Source organism: Arthrobacter sp. SLBN-112, assembly GCF_006715225.1.
Taxonomy (GTDB): domain Bacteria; phylum Actinomycetota; class Actinomycetes; order Actinomycetales; family Micrococcaceae; genus Arthrobacter.
Genome location: NZ_VFMU01000001.1, coordinates 1,724,391 through 1,741,851, shown reverse-complemented (window position 1 = coordinate 1,741,851; position 17,461 = coordinate 1,724,391). Strand labels below are relative to the sequence as shown.

Here is a 17,461-nt window from a genome sequence, read left to right as displayed (position 1 = left end):
CGGTCCGGTGCAGCAGTGGAATCCGTCTCAAAAGATGTCGCGGTACCCAACGTGGCGTTTCACTCCGTCAAGCTCGGCACGGAGTTGCTCCACCTCGGTGCGCCAGGCAGCCATTTCAGCGTTCCGACGGCGGGCCCTTCCCGCCTGGACGGCGGCGGCTGCCAGCGCCACCGGCACCGAAACGGCCAGGGCCCAGCCAGCGCCTGCGAAGAAGTCCAGCGCCACAGGCAGCGCGGCGCGGAAGTCGATGAAGTCGTTGATCCCGCCGGCCATGCCGGCCATGGCGCCGTCGAGCGGCGCCAGGAACTGGCCCACCACCGGAGTCCCGGAAAGCGACGGCGGGACGAGCCTGGCCTGCGCGTCCCCGCCCCAGCGCCCGTCCGCCAGGTGGTTCAAGACATAGATGCCGGCCCCGACATTTGCTGCCATGAAGACGGCGACGGCGGTGAGCGCGGCGAGGTCTGCACGCCGGCGACGCCAGAGCAGCACCCCCGCGCCGGTGAGCAGCGCCGCCAGCCAGGTCAGTGCCGCCAGCCATTCCCGGTTTACTCCTGCAAGGATGTCCACTCACCCATTCAACCCCGGCGGACCACCTTGAAGTTGAAGTCCGGGGTTCCCAGCGTGCCAAAGAGCCGCAGCCAGAGAGGCAGCACCATTTCGGCGCCACGGGCGGAGGTGATGTCGCCGAGGTCGATGACGTCCCGGTGTCCCAGTTCCGCCAGCAGTCCGCTGACTACCTTCTTGGCCCCGGCGTCGTCCCCGGAGACGAACACGGAGTGCTCTCCGTCGGCGAGCCTGCGGGGTTCCACCATCAGCCGGGCGTTCATGGTGTTCAGCGTCTTCACCACGCGGGCTTCGGGAAACGCCCGCTGGATGCGCTCGGCCAGGCTCTCCGTGTTCACCGGATTCAGCACCGGCGGCATGCCCTGCGAAAAGTCCAGCGGGTTCGACACGTCCACCAGGATCTTTCCCGCCAGCCGCGCCTCGCCGGCCGCTGCCAGCGCCGCCAGGGACGCCGCCCCGTTCGTTGCGTTGACCACCACCTCGCTGTCGCCTGCCGCTTCCGCGAACGTCGCCAGCCTGATGCCGTCGTGCCCTGCCAGCCACTCATTGAAGGGCGGCCCGCCCGTGGCATCCCGTGTGGTGCGCGCGGCGGTTTCCCCGGGGTCGCGCGTACCAAGGACAACCTCGTGTCCCAGCCTGTTGAACGCTGCCGCCAGCGCCCGCCCCACGGTGCCTGTGCCAAGAACTGCAATCCTCATGGCAGAACGCTACTCTCCCATCCGGCCAGGACAAGCGGGCCGGGATAAGCAGCTGGCGGAATGAACAGCCGCCCCCGGGGGTTGTAGCCGGGGCAACCGCAACCGGAAGGAACCATGGCCACCACCCCAGCCGCCACTGCCCCAGCCGCCAGGATCGAGCGCTGGCAGCGCTTCCGCATCAACCGGGACAAAGCCCTGGCAACACCGCACGGCTGGCTCACCCTCACCTCCTTCCAGTGGCTCGAAGACTCCCCCGCCGCCGTCGACCTTGTCCCGGGCCTGTGGTCCACTGACAGCACAAGTACGACGGCGTCCCTCACCGCCGTCCCGTCCGACGGGCTCACGCTGGTGGAGACCGGGGAAAAGGTGGACGGTACCGTGTCCGCGGTCCTGGCCGACGAGGAGTCGCTGATGTGGGTGCAGTTCGGCGGGCCCAACGGGGACCGGGTGGTGGTGGAACTGGCCATGCGCGGCGGGCGGTACGCCCTCCGCACCCGGGACTCGTCGTCCCCGGTTTTCACGGACTTCGACGGCGTCCCCACGTATCCCTACAACCCGGACTGGGAGGTGACGGGCCGGTTTGAGCCCTACCCGGCGCCGGTGGACGTACCGATCGGCACTGCGAATCCGTTGGTGGACGGCGTGCACCGCAGCGTGGGCGAGGTCGTTTTCCGCCTCCCCGGCAGCAGCCACGAGTTCCGGCTCCAGGCGGAGGACGAGAAGCTCGGCGCCCTGACCGTCACGTTCCATGACGAGACCAACGGCGACACCACTGACGACTGGCGGAAGCTCTCGCTCCCCAGGCCCCGCCCGGACGGCTCCGTGGTGCTGGATTTCAACCGGGCCATCAACTACCCCAGCGCCTTCACCCCCTACGGCACCTGCCCCATGCCGGTCCGGAACAACAGCCTGGACATCCGGGTGGAGGCGGGCGAGAAGCAGCCATACCCCGCTTAGGAGATGGCCGAGATTCCGGTAATGGCGCGGCCCACGATCAGGGTGTTCACCTCGAACGATCCCTCGTAGGTGTAGATGGCCTCGGCGTCGGCGAAGATCTTGGCCATCCGGTAATCGGTGACGATGCCGTTTCCGCCCAGGATGGACCGGCCCAGCGCCACGGTCTCACGCATCCGCGCACTGAGGTAGGACTTCGCCAGGGCCACCTGCGCCATCTCGGCGGCGCCCTGGTCCTGGAGCCTGGCGATTCCGGCCATCATGGCCATGCTGGCCACGGCGTTGCCCAGCATGGTTACCAGCTGCTGCTGGATCAGCTGGAAATGTGCCAGCGGGCGGCCGAACTGCTCGCGTTCCACGGCGTACTGCCTGGCCACGTCGAACGCCGCCAGCTGCTGGCCCACCGTCTGCCACGCCACCATGATCCGGGAGCTGCGCAGCAGTTCCTTGGTGTCCTCGAAGCTGCTGATCCCGCTGAACCGGTCCGCCTCCGCTACCCGGACGTCCTGGAACACGATGTCCGCGTTCTGGACCGTGCGCAGGGCAATCTTGTTCTCGATCCTGCTCCGGCTGACCCCCGGCAGGGTGGCGTCCACGATGAAGCCCCGCACGGAGCCGTCCGCCTCGTCCCGGGCCCACACCAGCATGTAGTCGCAGAACGTCCCGTTGCCGATCCACCGCTTGGCGCCGTTGAGCACCCAGCTGTCGCCGTCGTCGTCCGCTTCCCCTGTATTGGAGGATATCCGCCGGGCACGCGTCTCCATCCCGCCCGCCACGTCCGAGCCGTGCAGGGGTTCTGTGAGGGCGAAGGCGCCCGTGGTGCGCAACTCCGAGGCGTCAGCCAGCAGCCGCTGCTTCTGGTCCCCGCTGCCGAAGGTGTGCAGGGACTCGACGAAGAGATCGTGGTGGACCAGGAAGAACGTGGCGAGGGATGTGTCCACGCGGGTTATCTCGGCGATGACCAGCCCAGCGAACAGGTGGCTGTAGCCACGGTGGGCGGGCGTGCTCAGTTCCAGCGCGGCCAGCTTGGGCAGGATATGGGCGGGAAACTCAGCCTCGTTCCACCAGTCGGCGGCGTACGGCGCCACCTCGGCTGCCAGGAAGTCCCGCAGTTCGGCCAGCTTGTTCCGCTCGGACTGGCCCAGGAGTGACTCGACGGCGAAGAAGTCGGCCTGCGGAAGCTCCGACACGTCAGGGCCGCTCATTTCGGCCCCATCCGGATGGCGCCGTCAAGCCGGATGGTTTCGCCGTTCAGCATGGCGTTGTCCACGATGTGCGCCACCAGGTTGGCATACTCGGCCGGCTTTCCCAGCCGGGACGGGTGCGGAACCTGGGCACCCAGCGACTCCTGCGCCTCCCGGGGCAGGCCGGCCATCATGGGCGTCTCGAAGATTCCCGGCGCAATGGTGACCACACGGACCAGCGAGCGTGCCAGCTCCCGGGCGATGGGCAGCGTCATGGCGGCCACTGCCCCCTTGGAAGCGGAGTAAGCGGGCTGGCCGATCTGCCCGTCAAAGGCGGCAACGGAGGCGGTGTTGATGATGACGCCGCGCTCCGGGCCACCCAGGTCAGTGACCGCCGGCTCGGTGGCCACCATCGCTTCGGCGGCCAGCCGCAGGACGTTGAACGTGCCCATCAGGTTCACCTGGATGACGCGGCTGAATGCTTCCAGGGGCAGCACGCCGTCGCGTCCCAGCACCTTGCCCGGGGTGGCAATCCCGGCGCAGTTCACCACGATCCGGAGCGGCCCCATCCCTGCAGCGGTCCCGACGGCGGCCCGCACGTCAGCCTCACTGGTCACGTCCGCGGGGGCAAAGGCGGCGGCCTGGCCGGCTTGGGCGCGGCCGTTGAGTTCGTCCGCCGCTGCCTGCCCGCTGGAGGAAGGGAGGTCAATGAGCACTACGGAAGCCCCGTCGTCGAACAACCTCTGTGCCGTTGCTGCCCCCAGCCCGGAGGCGCCGCCTGTCACCAGTGCGACGCTGCCTTTGATGTCCATACATCCTCCTTGATGCGTGTCCCCGTGCCGCGGCGCGGCCTCGAGCAACAGTTAATGCATGTTAACTGAAATTAGCCGCTGCCGCACTCTTGGCGGACTTCAGGCTGCACCCCGGGCCGCGGTGCCACGGTTAGGGTGGACGGCATGACTTCCAGCAACTCCTTGGCCGCCTGGCAGGACAGGGCGGACCACGCGGCCCAGTCGGTGACCGCGCTGTTCGGCCGGAAACTGCTGTTCCTGCCCGGAACCCATCTGGGCGCCGTGCTGTGGCAGGGCAGGCGGACGGCGGGGCAGGAACGGCCTGGCGCGGGGCAGGTCCAGGAACCACCGGGACAGGAGCCAGGAGGCGGACGGTGGGGATGGTTGCTCGCGGCGCTCCGGCGGGTCCGGCCTGCCGCAGCGCTGGTCCTCCCGTGGCACTACTGGTGGCAGGCCCATTATGTGGACTGCCTGGTGGACACCGGCCGGCGGGAGCTGGGCGGCGGGGCCACTCCCGCAGCCAGGTTCAACGGCCCGGACCGGCCCAGCGCCGGGCGCCTGGCCTCACGGCTGGTCACCGGAATCCGGGTCCGCAACGCCCTGACCTTCGTCAACAATTACTATGACGACATGGCCTGGCTGGCGCTGGCAACGCTGCGGCTGGACGCCCTGGCCGAGGAGACGCGGCGCCCGGGCCGCGCCCGCAACGCCACTGTCCGTGCGTCGCTGGCGCTGCAGTTCGACGCCGCATGCACCGATGACCTGGGCGGCGGCACATTCTGGAGCAAGAAGCGGGACTTCAAGAACACCCCGGCCACGGCTCCCGTGGCATTGTTCTACGCCCGCACCGGCCAGCACGGCAAGGCACAGGCACTGCTGGACTGGCTGGACGCCACCCTCTTCGACCAGGAGCAGGGCCTGTACCTGGACGGCGCCCGCCTGAACCCCGCCGGCGAAGTGGTGCTGGAACGGGCCGTGTACAGCTACAACCAGGGTCCGGTGCTGGGCGCCCTCCTGGAACTGGGCGGGGAGAAGAACCTGGCCCGGGCTGCGGTGCTGGTGGACGCCGTGGACCAGAAGCTCACGGCTCCGGGCAGTACCGTTCTTCGCTGCGAAGGAACGGGCGACGGCGGCCTCTTCACCGGGATCCTCTGCCGCTACCTGGCACTCGCGGCAGCCGATACCCGGCTGCCGCAAGTAACCCGGGCCACGGCTGCCCGGCTGGTGACGGACACCGCGGAGGCGTTCTGGTCCGGCCGGCGCCCTGTGGAACCGACAGAAGGCCGGTCAAGGCTGGAAGGCAGGAGCGTCTTCTCGCTGCACGCCGCCCAGCCTGCCGCTGCGACGTACCCGCCGGGCGCCGTCGTCGAACTTTCCACGCAGCTGCAGGCGTGGATGACGCTGGAGGCTGCTGCAGTGGTCACCGCGGTACTTCCCGGCCGCAGCGCTCCGGCTGGACCCTAGCGGATGCCGGCCAGCGGGGTGACGGTGCCGGCCCTGAGCGAAACCGGGCCGTCGGCTGCCAAGCGGGCCTCCCGGTGGCCCGCCGGCGGGAACACCAGGGCCGTCAGGGCCTGTCCGTCCACGAAGACCTCGACGGATGAGCGGTCCACGTAGGCCGTGAGGCGCACGGTGTCCCCGGCGGGGCGGGCCTCGACGGAACGCACCTTGCGGTACTCGTCGGCCCCCTCCGGACCTCCAACCTTGCGTTGGCCACCTGCCACAGCGTCCCCGTCGCGGACCACGTACGCCCGCCCGTCCCGGAAGTCGTAGCCGATGGTGGCGTAGGTGGTCCCGCCGCTTTGCAGGAGCAGGCGGGCTTCGCCGGTTCCGTTTCCGGGTTTTTCCAGCCCGACGTCCACCTTGAACGCGCCGCTGTCCGGAACTGGCAGCGGTTGCGCGTCCCCGAGGCTGCCGGCTGGCACCGGAACGGGCTCACCTTCCAGGGACTGGAGTCCTATGGTGGGCGATGACACCAAAGCCGGGCGGCTGCCGTCGGATACCAGCCGGATGTCGCGCACCAGCGAGGCGGCACCGAACCAGCCCACTGTGGGAAGCTGCCGGGCGTAGGCCCAGTTGTTCATCCAGCCGATGGCGTGCCGGGAGGCCTTCCGCTGGCCGTCGCCAAGCCGTGGATCATCCCAGGTGACGGCCGCGTAGAAGTCCGGGCCGCCGTCGAGCCACTGATGGCCCCCATCGGCAGTGAAGGCCTTGCCGTCAAACCTGCCGGTCCAGTAGGCCAGCCCTGTGGTGCGGCCCTCCGCCGAGCCGTTGGCACTCGCGGCCAGCACCCAGGTGCGCTTGGCGGGATCGCCGTCGGCGTCCATCTGGAAGAAGTCCGGGCACTCCAGGATGCCCAGCCCGTCCTGCTGGAAACCCGACACATACGTCCATTGCTTCAGGTCCTTTGACGTGTAGAAACCGATCTTGTGCCCCTCTGCGAGCAGCATCAGCCACTGGTTGTTGGCGTCGTCCCGGACGATGCGCGGATCGCGCCAGTGTTCCGCGCCGGGATTCTCCATCAACGGGTTCTGTCCATAACTTTGGAAGCTGTAGCCCTTGTCGGTGGAGTAGAACAGGGACTGGCGCTGGACGCCGTCGTCCTGCTGGGTGAGGACCGCGATCACCGCCCCCTTGCCGAAGCCCGCCGTCCCCTCCGTGTCCACCACCGCGGAGCCCGTCTCGATATCACCCAGGCCGTTGCGGAACTTTTGGATGGCCACGCCCTCGTTCTTCCAGTGCACCAGGTCCGTGCTGGTGGCGTGGAACCATTCGGTCCCGTTCCCCTCCGGGTAGTCGGCGTTGTAGAGGTAGTAGTAGTGCCAGACGCCGTCCAGCAGGAAGGGCCGCTGGGGGTCATTCATCCAGCGCTGGTCCGGGGTGAGGTGGTAGGCAGGGCGGTAGCCGGGGCCGTCAGCCGGGGCTGCCTCCGTGGGTGCGGCCGTTGGTTGTCCGGCTCCTGGCTGGGCCTCATCACGCCGGCCAGTTTCTGCCAGCACCAGCGCACCGGCCACCACCAGCACGGCCACGGCTGCCGCGAGCCAGAGGAGGCCCCGGCGCCGAAGGGCGGCTGGAACGGTTCGGAAAAAGGTGGGAGGCATGGGTGTGTCGATCCGTCGCTGAACGCACAAGTGCCGTCCCCCGGGTTCGGGGAACGGCACCAGCGCAAGTGAACCGTCAATCCTACCGGCCCGGCCGCCGGGAACCGAATCCAGGGCGTCATGCACCCAATGCTAGTCCTGGCCGGCGGGACGCTTCTTCTGCGGAAACGGGGTTTCGCCCCGGGCCAGCATGTCCACGAACCCGGCGATCCGGCGCTCCCGGGTGGCTGCCTGCTTGGCGGAGTTGGTCCGGTAGACCAGGGCGAACTGGTTGGTTTTGGTCAGGACGTCGAACATTGCCTGGGCTGCCGGGTTTGCGGCAATGGCGGCGGCCAGGTCCACCGGAACTTCCAGGTCTGCCTGCCCGCCGTAGGCCGCGTCCCAGCGGCCATCGGCCTGGGCCGCCTCGACGGCAGCCCGCCCGGCGTCGGTCATCTTTCCCGCCTCCTCCAGGCGCGCGATGTGCCCCACGTTCCGGGCGGACCAGACGCTGCGTGGACGCCGCGGCGTCATCCGCTGGAAGGAGCTTTCGCCGTCCCGGCGCCGCAGCTGCCCGTCAATCCAGCCAAAGCAGAGGGCCTCGTCCAGCGCCGCCGGGTAGTCAAGGGCGGTGACCGTGCCGCCCTTTTTGTGCAGGACCAGCCACACGCCCGGGCTGGTTTTGTGGTTTTCCTCCAGCCAGGCGCGCCAGGCAGCAGCGTCAGGTACCAGCAGTTCCTCAAGGTCATCGGCCATGGCCTAATTCTTCCCGTGCAATCCCCTGCCACAAGCCCCGTGTGCGCCGGCGCTTCCGGTGGCATCATGGCCATACAGCAGCACACACCATTTTCTGACCAAGGACAATGCCATGCTCCGAGTCCGTCCCGTCCACTTCACCTCCCGCATTGAGTCCTGGAAGCAGTTCCTCACCGCATTGGGAATGGTCCAGACCGAGGACGACGGCGGGTGGCAGGTCTTCGACTCCGCCTCCGGCCGCCTGGCTTTGCACGGCGCTGAGGCCGGGGCCGGCGAGGACGGCCGCACCGTGTTTGCCGTGGAGGTGGGCGACGTGGCGGAGTTCGCCCGCCGCACCAACCTGTCGGCGCAGGAAGATGGGACACAGGACAACACGCAGCAGGCGGACGGGACGCAGGCAGCGCAGCTGGCGGAACTTGTCACGGCGGACCACGGCGAGGCCTGCCGGATCAGCGCGCCGGACGGGTTCAGCTTCCTGGCGGACAAAGCCCTCCACGGCGCCCAGTGCGCCGATGCCGATCCCGCATTGGCGGTCGCCGCCGTCTGGTACACCGCCGAACCCGAGGCAGCCATCCGCACCCTGCTGCACGTCGGCGCGCTCCCGCGCCCGGTGCCCGACAACGACGAAACCGCCGACTTCACGGCCAAGAACGGTGGGGTGCTCCTGGTCCGGCCGGCGTCGGGGCCCCCGCGCCCAGGCCTGGGTTTCGAGTACGACGGCGGCCTGGAACCGCTGCAGGAGCGGCTCACCGGAGCCGGTTTCGCCGCCAGTCTCACCGAAGAGGCCTTTGGGAGCACGCTCCACGTGGCCAACCCGGACGCGGGCAGCCCCAACGCGCCCGCCACGCTTTGGATCTCCCAGCGGCGCCCCATGGGGTAGAACTTAAGCATGAACGTGCGCACACCTGACCCGAATCCCGGCTGGCTCTCCGAAGAAGACCTCTTTGAGGCGCGGGGGCGGCTGCCTATGGTGTACGTGGAGGCAGTGCCGGTGAGGCTGGATCCGCTGGGATACGTCAACGAGGTGGGCACACTGCTGCAGGCCGACGCCGACGGGACCATGGTGCGCTCGCTGGTCTCCGGCCGGGTCATCTACCGCGAAACCATCCGTGCCGCGCTGCTGCGTCACATGGAGAAGGACCTGGGTCCCCTGGCGTTTCCGCAGCTGCCGCTCAGTCCCGTGCCGTTCACGGTGGCCGAATACTTCCCGGCGCCGTCCCAGACTGGATTCACGGACGAGCGGCAACACGCCGTGTCCTTGGCCTACGTCATCCCGGTTACGGGCGAATGCGAGCCCCGCCAGGACGCCCTGGAACTGACGTGGATGACCCCGGAGGAAGTCCTCAGCCCGGGCGTCCAGATGGAGTTCGTGGGCGGCCGCGGCGGCCTCATCCGCCAGGCCCTGGCGTTCGCAGGTGTGGGCTTCTGACAACCCCGCCGGGACGTGGGGGTCCCCGGTTTTAGGCGCCCGCCTTTGTAGACTGTAGGGCGGACCGCAAGAGAACTTAAGGACTCCCATGACCGAATCACCAGCCGCCAGGCACCACCGTGAACAGCAGGCTGGATCTCTGACCACCGGCATACACATCCTCCTTCCGGACGGGCACCGCACCGCCGAAATCGACCAGGTGGAGCTTGAGCGGGACGATTTCGGCTCCCCGGCACTGGTGCTGGCGAGCCTCTCCGGCGGCGGGACGCTGCGGGTGGCCATCGGCACCATGGTCACCGTGGTGGACGGAATGCCCGACGACGTCACCCAGCTTCCGCTGCCGGCCAACCTTCCGGAGGCCACACCGCCGGTGGAAACCGCCGCACCCGCCGCTGGCAGGCGGGAGCAGCCCGGCGCCGGGACGGGACCCATCAATGTGGCGCCCGCCGTCGTCGTACCTCCCCTCCCGCCGGTACCGCCAGCGGTGACCGGGCCCAGCGAGGAGGAACTCGCGCTCATCCCGGCGCTGGCTGGCACGCCCGAATCCGTGGTGGAAGCCGCCGCGGAGGCACATCCGGATGCGGAGGGCGTCCTGCTCCTGACCGACCGGCTGTCCAAGGGCGTCAATTTCAAGTCCGGAAGCTGCCTGAAGGACCTCAGCGACCTGGCCCACGAATTGTTCATCACGCTCAAGGACGCCGACGGGGCCCTGTCCGTGGCCGATCTCCTTACCGTGCTGCCGTATGACGGGAACCCCGGCCGGTGGACCTCGGTGGAGGCCTCCCTTGCCCTGGCCAGCTACATCTGCCGGCAGGACGGCCAGAACGCCCGCGCCGAGGTCTACGAAAAGCTGATCCGCACCCCTGAGAACCAGGAAACGGACCCGTTCAAGGCGCGCATGGCGGCCAAGGTGCGCCAGCGCTCACTCAACGAGCCCAACCTGTACGACAAGGAAATCTTCCGCTCCATCGACAACTCCAATCACGACGCCGAGCGCGAATGGCGGCTGCTGCGGCTGGAGTCCCTGCTGTTCCTGCGGGCGCACGGCGGTTCGGAAACAATCGGGACCTCTGAGCTGGAACGGCGCATCAGCAATGAACTGGAGGCCGTCCGCTCCTGAGCCTCGGAGCGGATTCCGGGCAGGGGAAATTACCCCTATCCGGGGCGTAGCCGGAGTTGTACATTCGGGGCTATGACCAACAATCTCAGCGTAGTGATCAACGCCGATGCGCCGCAGGTCTGGACCATGCTGCGTGAACCGGCCAAGGTGGCCCAGTGGCACGGCTGGCAGGCCGAGGACCTGGAGTCCGAGATCAAGGAGATCTACTTCTCCGGCGACGTGGAGGAATCCCCGGACCACACCCGCCTCACTGTCCACGGCGGGGACACCTTTGAGCTCCACCCGGAGGCCGGCGGAACCCGGGTCAGCGTGACCCGCGGGGCCATGGACCACGGCTCCGAGTGGGCTGCCTGGGACGAGGACATCACGCAGGGCTGGCTGACCTTCCTGCAGCAGCTCCGCTTTGCCCTGGAACGCCACCCACACGGCAAACGGCACACCCTGTTCCTGCACCTGACGGAGGGAGAGGGCTCCGCGATAGAAAAGCTCGGGCTGGCCGATCTCCCTGCCCCGGGCGAGCCGTACCAGGTGGAACTGGACACCGGTGAGGAGATCAGCGGCAAGGTCTGGTACCGGACCAGCCACCAGGTGGGACTTACCGTGCACAGCTACGCCGAGCACGGCGAGGGTCTGCTGGTGGTGGCCGACCACCCCGCCATCAAGGACATCCGGGCAGAGGGTGAAGGCTCCCTGGTCGTCGCCTCCACCTACGATCTGGGCGCCGGCAGGCTCGAGGCCATCCGGTCCGCCTGGGACTCCTGGCGGTCCCGGAACTACCCGGACTCGGAACCGGTCAGCTGACCCCGCCTGCTGATTTTTGGGGCAGGCGCATAGCCGGCGCTGGTTTATTGAGGCGGCCCCAATTGCTGGCACACTGGTACGGTGCCAGCCAACCCCGCCTTCGCCCTGCCTGATACCCGGTCACAGTTTTCCTACACGGTAGGCACGCGCCTGGCGGAAACCTGCCCGCCCACCGGGGGGCGGGTGGACGAAAACGGCGGGGAATTCCTGGGCCGCACCGGCACCATCTCCACGCCGCACGGTGACATCCAGACCCCGGCGTTCATCGCCGTCGGAACCAAGGCCACGATCAAGGCGGTGTTGCCGGAAGCCGTAGCGGATCTCGGCGCGCAGGCTGTGCTTGCCAATGCCTACCACCTGTACCTCCAGCCCGGCGCAGACATCCTGGATGAGGCGGGCGGCCTGGGGGCGTTCATGAACTGGTCCGGGCCCACCTTCACGGATTCCGGCGGGTTCCAGGTGATGAGCCTGGGCTCGGGGTTCAAGAAGGTGATCGACATGAAGTCTGTGGATGCGTCGGGACCTGACGATGCCGTGGCCCCGGGCAAGGAACGGCTGGCGCACATCGACGACGACGGCGTGTGGTTCAAGAGCCACCTCAACGGGGACCGCCACCGGTTCTCCCCCGAGATCTCCATGCAGGTCCAGCATAAGATCGGCGCGGACATCATGTTCGCGTTCGACGAGCTCACCACGTTGCAGAACTCCCGGGGGTACCAGGAGGAATCGCTGGAGCGCACTCGGCTGTGGGCCGAGCGGTGCATCGCGGAGCACTTCCGCCTCACGGAGGAACGGGCGGGGAAGCCGTACCAGGCCTTGTTCGGCGTGATCCAAGGCGCCCAGTACGAGGACCTGCGCCGGAAGGCCTGCCGGGACCTCGGCGCCATGCCGTTCGATGGCTTCGGTATCGGTGGCGCTCTGGAAAAGGAGAACCTGGGCACCATCGTCCGGTGGTGCAACGAGGAACTGCCGGAGGACAAACCACGCCACCTGCTGGGCATTTCCGAGCCGGACGACATTTTCACGGCCATCGAAAACGGCGCCGACACCTTTGACTGCGTCTCCCCCACCCGGGTGGCCCGGAACTCCGCGTTCTACACCCCCTACGGCCGGTTCAACCTCTCCGGCGCCAAGTACAAACGCGATTTCGGGCCGTTGCAGGACGGCTGCGACTGCTACGCCTGCGCCAACTACTCCCGGGCCTACATCCACCACCTGTTCAAGGCCAAGGAGATGCTGTCCGCCACCCTGATCTCCATCCACAACGAGCGGTTCGTGGTGAAGATGGTGGACGATGCCCGGCTGGCCATCGAGTCCGGCACCTTCTTCGATTTCAAGGCAGAAACCCTGGGCCGGTACTACTCCTAGGCCTCCGGTAGTGTGGGCGGATGCCCATCGAAATCCCTGCCGCAGAAGGCACCGCAGAGGCCCTGGTGGCCCGCCCGTCCACCGGAACCGGCCCTTTTCCCGGCGTCATCCTCTACATGGATGCCTTCGGCCTGCGCCCCCGGATCCAGGAGATGGCGCAGCGCATCGCCGACTGGGGCTATGTGGTGCTGGCACCGAACGTTTTCTACCGTGAAGGAACGGCCGCGGAACTCGCCCCCGCCACGGACATGACCAGCCAGGAAGGCCGGGAAGCCGCCGGCAAGGCCGCTTTTCCGCGGGTTGGCCGCCTGACGCCGGACAAGGCGCTGCTGGACATCGATGCCTGGGTTTCGGCCTTGGCAGGCCTCGACGGCGTGGCACCCGGTCCCATCGGCACCGTGGGCTACTGCATGGGCGCCCGGCTCGCCGTCCGCACCGCAACGTCCCACCCGGACGTGGTGGCGGCATGCGGCGGTTTCCACGCCGGCGGCCTGGCCACGCACGAACCGGACAGCCCGCACCTGGGGCTCAAGGATGCACGCGCGCGGTTCGTGTTCGGCCACGCGGACAACGACCGCAGCATGGCTCCCGACGCCGTCGTCCGGTTGGGCGAAGCGCTCCAGTCAGCGGGGCTTGAGGCCTCCAACGAAATCTACGCGGGGGCGCCGCACGGGTACACGATGGCGGATACCTCGGCTTTCCATCCCGAGGCCACCGAGCGGCACTTCAGGGAGATGCGGGCTCTGCTGGACGGGACGCTGAAGGGCTGAGCCCGCGGTCCGCCGTCGAACTCGCCGGAAAGCGGCCGGCTCGCCGGAACGTTGCGGCGAGCCGGACGGGTTCCGGCGATCCCGGGAGGCAGGCCGGCCATGGCGTGTTTTCCACATGACGACGGCGGCGCCTTTCGGAGCTGCCGCAGCGGCAGGATCCTGTCGGGATGACACCACAGCAGCCAGTCCGTCTCCCCTCCCTTCCGAGCACCGCCAACCTGTGGCGGACGGGGCAATTACACGAGAGTGGACTCAATTCCCGGGCCATCAAGGCCTTGGTCCGCCACGGGAAGCTGGTCCGCCTTCGCCACGGCTGCTACATCCGCGCTGAACTGTGGGAGAAGCAGACAGGTCCCGTCCGTAGCAGGCAGCTGATTCGCGCCCATGCGCACGCGACGCTGACCACTTCAGCGGGCGGCTATGTGTACAGCCACACCTCTGCGGCCCGGCTGCACAGTTTGTATCTGTGGGATGTTGATGACCTGGTCCACCTTCTGCTGCCGGGGAACCCTTCCAGTGAGCGGCTCGGCAAGGACGTCCGGGGCCATACCCGGCCTTGGACCGCTGCGGAGGTGGTGACTCTCAGTGGCCTCCGGGCGACCTCGCTGGAGCGGACGGTAGTGGATTGCGCCATGATGCTGGGTTACCGGCAGGCACTGGTCCTGACGGACCACGCCCTCCGGCTCGGTGCTGACAAAGCCCTCATGGGATGTATGGCTGAGGGCCTGCAGGGACGCCGCGGCATCCGGACCCTCCGGCTGGCGCTCGCCCACGCAGATCCACGTTCGGAGTCAGCCGGTGAGACACTCACCCGCGAACTCCTGACACGGCTGAAGCTTCCCCTGCCGGAGCCCCAGGTCCAGGTAGCTACACGAGCTGGCAAGTACCGGCTGGATTTCGCCTGGAAGGAAAAGAAGGTGGCACTGGAATTCGACGGGAAAACGAAGTATTTCGACTACAAGCCAACGGCCGAGGCGCTGTTTCAGGAGCGGCAGCGCGAGAAGGCCCTCACCGAGAATGGTTGGACCTTTGTCCGTATGACATGGGCCGACCTTTTCCGCGAACACGAGTTCAAATCCCGTATCCTTGCCGCGCTCCAGCGGTAGCCATGCTGCCTTAACGCCAAACCGCCGGAACGGGACCAAGTCGCCGGTTCTTTCCGGCGATCCGGCACCGTTCCGGCGTGCCGAACCAGACAGCCAACCGAGAATGTCCGACGCCGGGTGGCAGGATGGATGCATGACTTCCGCTTCCCCTGACGCAACGCTGTCCGCCAACGGTCCCGCCGTCGTCCTCACCATCGCGGGCTCCGAGGCCACCGGCGGCGCCGGCGCCCAGGCCGACCTGAAGACCTTCCAGGAACTTGGCGTCTTCGGCATCGCCAACCTCACCTGCATCGTCTCCTTCGACCCGAAGGACAGCTGGAACCACCGCTTCGTGCCGGTGGACCAGCAGGTGATTGCCCACCAGCTGGAGGCGACGACGGCGGCATATGGCCCGGCGTCGGGCGCGCCTTCTGCGTTGGACACGGTAAAGATCGGCATGCTGGGCAGCCCGGCCACCATCAGTACGGTGGCCGGTGCGCTGCAGGAAAACAGCTTCGCGAACGTCGTCCTGGACCCGGTGCTGATCTGCAAGGGCCAGGAGCCCGGGCACGCTTTGGACACGGACCAGGCCCTGAAGGCGCAGATCCTGCCGCTGGCCACGTTCGTCACGCCCAACCACTTCGAGGCGGAATCGCTGTCCGGCCTGGAGATCACCGACGTCGAGTCCCTGAAGGCCGCTGCCGTCCGCATCCACGAGCTCAGCGGCGCAGCAGTCCTGGCCAAGGGCGGGGTGCGGCTGGAAGGCCCTGACGCCGTCGACGTCTTCTATGACGGCGAAACCCTGGAAGTCTTGACCGCTCCCAAGGTGGGCGAGGTAGCCGTTTCCGGCGCCGGCTGCTCCCTGGCCGCGGCCGTGACGGCGGAACTCGCCAAGGGCGCTACGCCGCTTGAGGCCGCCCGGACCGCCAAGGACTTCGTGACCGCGGGAATCCGCAACCGCGTGGCCTCCGGCGCCCCCTTCGACGCCCTGTGGCAGGGCGGCCCCCGCTAACCAGGCACAACGCGCCGGGAGCTAGCGGCGCGGGATATTCCGCAGGTTGCTGCGGGCCATGCTCACGGCCTCGCCCGCACCCCGGTTGAGGACCACCTTGGACATGGCCGTGGCGAACCCGATGACCTGCGAGCCGGAGATCTTCGGCGGGATGGACAGCGCCTTGGGATCGGTGATGAGCTCCACCAGTGACGGGCCGGGGTGCGCGAAGGCCTCCCGGTACGCGGCCTCGATCTGTGTGGGATCGGTAACCCGGACCGCGTGGAAACCCAGGGCCTGCGCCACGGCAGCGTAATTGGCGTCCGGCACGTCCACGCCGAAGTCGGGCAGCCCGTCCACCAGCATCTCGAGTTTGACCATGCCCAGGGTGGAGTTGTTGAACACCACCACGTTGACCGGCAGCTTGTGCGTGGCGGCGGTGATGAGCTCGCCCAGCAGCATGGATAGCCCGCCGTCGCCCGAAACAGAGATCACCTGCCTGCCGGGGTACGCCAGCTGCGCGCCGATGGCATGGGGAAGGGCGTTGGCCATGGAGCCGTGCAGGAAGGAGCCGATCAGCCGGCGGGTGCCCAGCGGGTTGATGTAGCGCGCAGTCCAGACGTTGCACATGCCGGTATCGGCGGTGAAGATGGCGTCTTCGGCAGCGACCTGGTCCAGCAGCGAGGCCGCATACTCGGGGTGGATGGGCTGCTTCTTCTCCACCTTGCGGGTGTAGGCGCCTACGGCTTTGTTCATCAGCCGGTCGTGCTTCTTCAGCATCTGGTCCAGGAAGCGCCGGCTCTTCTTGGCCTCCACCAGCGGCAGCAGCGCGCGCAGGGTGGGGAGGACGTCGCCATGAACGGCGATGTCGACGTCGGTCCGGCGGCCCAGCCGCTGCGCCGCCCGGTCCACCTGGGCGGTCCTGGTGTCCGGCAGGAACTGGTCATACGGGAAGTCCGTACCCAGCAGGATCAGCAGGTCCGCGTCCTCGATCCCCTCGGCCGCGGCGCCGTAGCCCAGCAGGCCGGTCATCCCGATATCGAACGGGTTGTTGTACTGGACAAAGTCCTTGCCCCGCAGCGAGTGTCCCACGGGTGCCTTGGCCAGCTCGGCGAGCGCCATCAGTTCACTGTGTGCCCCTTCCACGCCGGCACCGGCAAAGATGGCCACCTTCCCGGCGTCGTTGATGGCGTCCGCAAGCTCCCGCACGCTTGCCGGGTCCGGGACCAGCGCGGCCGGGCGGAACGTGGCGGGAAGCGGCGTGGGTGCCGTTGCCTCCAGCCCGGCGATGTCACCGGGCAGGGTCACGACGGCGACTCCCCCGAGTCCCAGCGCGTGCTGGATGGCGCTGTGCATCACGCGCGGCGCCTGCTCGGCCGTGCTGACAAGCTCGGAGTACACGGAGCATTCGTTGAACAGCCGGTCCGGGTGGGTCTCCTGGAAGAACGTGCTGCCGATCTGCTTGCTGGGAATGTGGGAGGCGATGGCCAGCACCGGAGCGCCGCTGCGGTTGGCGTCGTACAGGCCGTTGATCAGGTGCAGGTTGCCGGGGCCGCAGGATCCGGCGCAGACCGCAAGCTTGCCGGTGAGCTGCGCTTCGGCCGCGGCAGCAAAGGCGGCGGCTTCCTCATGGCGGACGTGGATCCAGTCGATGCCGCCTTTCGCGGAACCGCCCGTCTGGCGGACGGCGTCCACGATCGGGTTGAGGCTGTCACCGACAATCCCGTAGATCCGCTGCACCCCGGCAGCCTGGAGTTGTTCGATGAGCTGGGTGGCAAGTTCCTTGGCCATGGGTGCAGACTCCCGCGATTGTGGTGGTGTTCTGACATGGCCAATATAGTCCGCGCAGGTGGGAGGACACTTTGGAGCG

Annotated in this window: 17 protein-coding genes; 10 read left to right on the top strand and 7 right to left on the bottom strand. The window is 68.0% G+C overall.

Annotated elements, in window-relative coordinates; genetic code table 11:
- Nucleotides 1-27: 27 nt before the first annotated feature.
- The gene (locus FBY33_RS08200) at nucleotides 28-567 is read right to left on the bottom strand and encodes a hypothetical protein (protein WP_142030147.1); all 540 of its coding nucleotides are present in this window, start codon (nucleotides 565-567) and stop codon (nucleotides 28-30) included.
- Between the two features lie 8 nt (nucleotides 568-575).
- A complete protein-coding gene (locus tag FBY33_RS08195; RefSeq protein WP_142030146.1) occupies nucleotides 576-1,262 on the bottom strand; it encodes an NADPH-dependent F420 reductase in 687 nt (228 codons plus the stop codon).
- A 114-nt stretch (nucleotides 1,263-1,376) separates the two neighbouring features.
- On the opposite strand from FBY33_RS08195, the gene FBY33_RS08190 reads away from it, so the two are divergent.
- Complete coding sequence (locus FBY33_RS08190) at nucleotides 1,377-2,219, top strand: DUF1684 domain-containing protein (RefSeq protein WP_142030145.1); 843 nt, start codon at nucleotides 1,377-1,379, stop codon at nucleotides 2,217-2,219.
- Here the strand turns inward: FBY33_RS08190 and FBY33_RS08185 are convergent.
- Nucleotides 2,216-3,421: an acyl-CoA dehydrogenase family protein gene (locus FBY33_RS08185; protein WP_142030144.1), complete on the bottom strand. Its 1,206-nt coding sequence runs from the start codon at nucleotides 3,419-3,421 to the stop codon at nucleotides 2,216-2,218. The genes FBY33_RS08190 and FBY33_RS08185 overlap by 4 nt on opposite strands.
- Nucleotides 3,418-4,212, bottom strand: a complete 795-nt coding sequence (locus tag FBY33_RS08180) for an SDR family NAD(P)-dependent oxidoreductase (RefSeq protein ID WP_142030143.1) — start codon at nucleotides 4,210-4,212, stop codon at nucleotides 3,418-3,420. The genes FBY33_RS08185 and FBY33_RS08180 overlap by 4 nt, the downstream gene beginning before the upstream one ends.
- A 144-nt stretch (nucleotides 4,213-4,356) precedes the next feature.
- On the opposite strand from FBY33_RS08180, the gene FBY33_RS08175 reads away from it, so the two are divergent.
- Nucleotides 4,357-5,655, top strand: a complete 1,299-nt coding sequence (locus FBY33_RS08175) for a glycoside hydrolase family 76 protein (protein ID WP_142030142.1) — start codon at nucleotides 4,357-4,359, stop codon at nucleotides 5,653-5,655.
- On the opposite strand, the gene FBY33_RS08170 is transcribed toward FBY33_RS08175, so the two are convergent.
- Nucleotides 5,652-7,292: a glycoside hydrolase family 32 protein gene (locus FBY33_RS08170; protein ID WP_142030141.1), complete on the bottom strand. Its 1,641-nt coding sequence runs from the start codon at nucleotides 7,290-7,292 to the stop codon at nucleotides 5,652-5,654. The genes FBY33_RS08175 and FBY33_RS08170 overlap by 4 nt on opposite strands.
- 132 nt (nucleotides 7,293-7,424) lie before the next feature.
- Nucleotides 7,425-8,027 carry a YdeI/OmpD-associated family protein gene (locus FBY33_RS08165; protein WP_142030140.1) on the bottom strand — a complete coding sequence of 201 codons (603 nt, stop codon included), beginning with the start codon at nucleotides 8,025-8,027 and terminating at the stop codon, nucleotides 7,425-7,427.
- A 112-nt stretch (nucleotides 8,028-8,139) separates the two neighbouring features.
- Here FBY33_RS08165 and FBY33_RS08160 point away from each other — a divergent pair, with 112 nt between their 5' ends.
- The 8 genes from FBY33_RS08160 (at nucleotide 8,140) to FBY33_RS08125 (ending at nucleotide 15,612) form a co-directional block, all read left to right on the top strand.
- Complete coding sequence (locus tag FBY33_RS08160; protein WP_142030139.1) at nucleotides 8,140-8,907, top strand: VOC family protein; 768 nt, start codon at nucleotides 8,140-8,142, stop codon at nucleotides 8,905-8,907.
- 9 nt (nucleotides 8,908-8,916) lie between these two features.
- Nucleotides 8,917-9,456, top strand: a complete 540-nt coding sequence (locus FBY33_RS08155) for an NUDIX hydrolase family protein (RefSeq protein ID WP_056337381.1) — start codon at nucleotides 8,917-8,919, stop codon at nucleotides 9,454-9,456.
- Nucleotides 9,457-9,544: 88 nt separating this feature from the next.
- On the top strand, nucleotides 9,545-10,576 hold the full coding sequence (locus FBY33_RS08150; protein ID WP_142030138.1) for a DUF6707 family protein: 1,032 nt from the start codon (nucleotides 9,545-9,547) through the stop codon (nucleotides 10,574-10,576).
- Nucleotides 10,577-10,648: 72 nt separating this feature from the next.
- Nucleotides 10,649-11,377 (top strand): SRPBCC family protein, encoded by a 729-nt coding sequence (locus FBY33_RS08145; RefSeq protein ID WP_142030137.1) that lies wholly within the window; start codon nucleotides 10,649-10,651, stop codon nucleotides 11,375-11,377.
- A gap of 81 nt (nucleotides 11,378-11,458) precedes the next feature.
- Nucleotides 11,459-12,745 (top strand): tRNA guanosine(34) transglycosylase Tgt, encoded by a 1,287-nt coding sequence (gene tgt / locus FBY33_RS08140; RefSeq protein WP_142030136.1) that lies wholly within the window; start codon nucleotides 11,459-11,461, stop codon nucleotides 12,743-12,745.
- A 20-nt stretch (nucleotides 12,746-12,765) separates the two neighbouring features.
- Nucleotides 12,766-13,515 carry a dienelactone hydrolase family protein gene (locus FBY33_RS08135; protein ID WP_142030135.1) on the top strand — a complete coding sequence of 250 codons (750 nt, stop codon included), beginning with the start codon at nucleotides 12,766-12,768 and terminating at the stop codon, nucleotides 13,513-13,515.
- A gap of 167 nt (nucleotides 13,516-13,682) precedes the next feature.
- Entirely contained in the window at nucleotides 13,683-14,621 is a 939-nt protein-coding gene (locus FBY33_RS08130; protein WP_142030134.1) for a type IV toxin-antitoxin system AbiEi family antitoxin domain-containing protein, read from the top strand.
- 133 nt (nucleotides 14,622-14,754) lie between these two features.
- Complete coding sequence (locus FBY33_RS08125) at nucleotides 14,755-15,612, top strand: hydroxymethylpyrimidine/phosphomethylpyrimidine kinase (protein WP_142030133.1); 858 nt, start codon at nucleotides 14,755-14,757, stop codon at nucleotides 15,610-15,612.
- Nucleotides 15,613-15,633: 21 nt separating this feature from the next.
- On the opposite strand, the gene FBY33_RS08120 is transcribed toward FBY33_RS08125, so the two are convergent.
- Nucleotides 15,634-17,382, bottom strand: a complete 1,749-nt coding sequence (locus FBY33_RS08120; RefSeq protein WP_142030132.1) for a pyruvate dehydrogenase — start codon at nucleotides 17,380-17,382, stop codon at nucleotides 15,634-15,636.
- Nucleotides 17,383-17,461 lie beyond the last annotated feature (79 nt).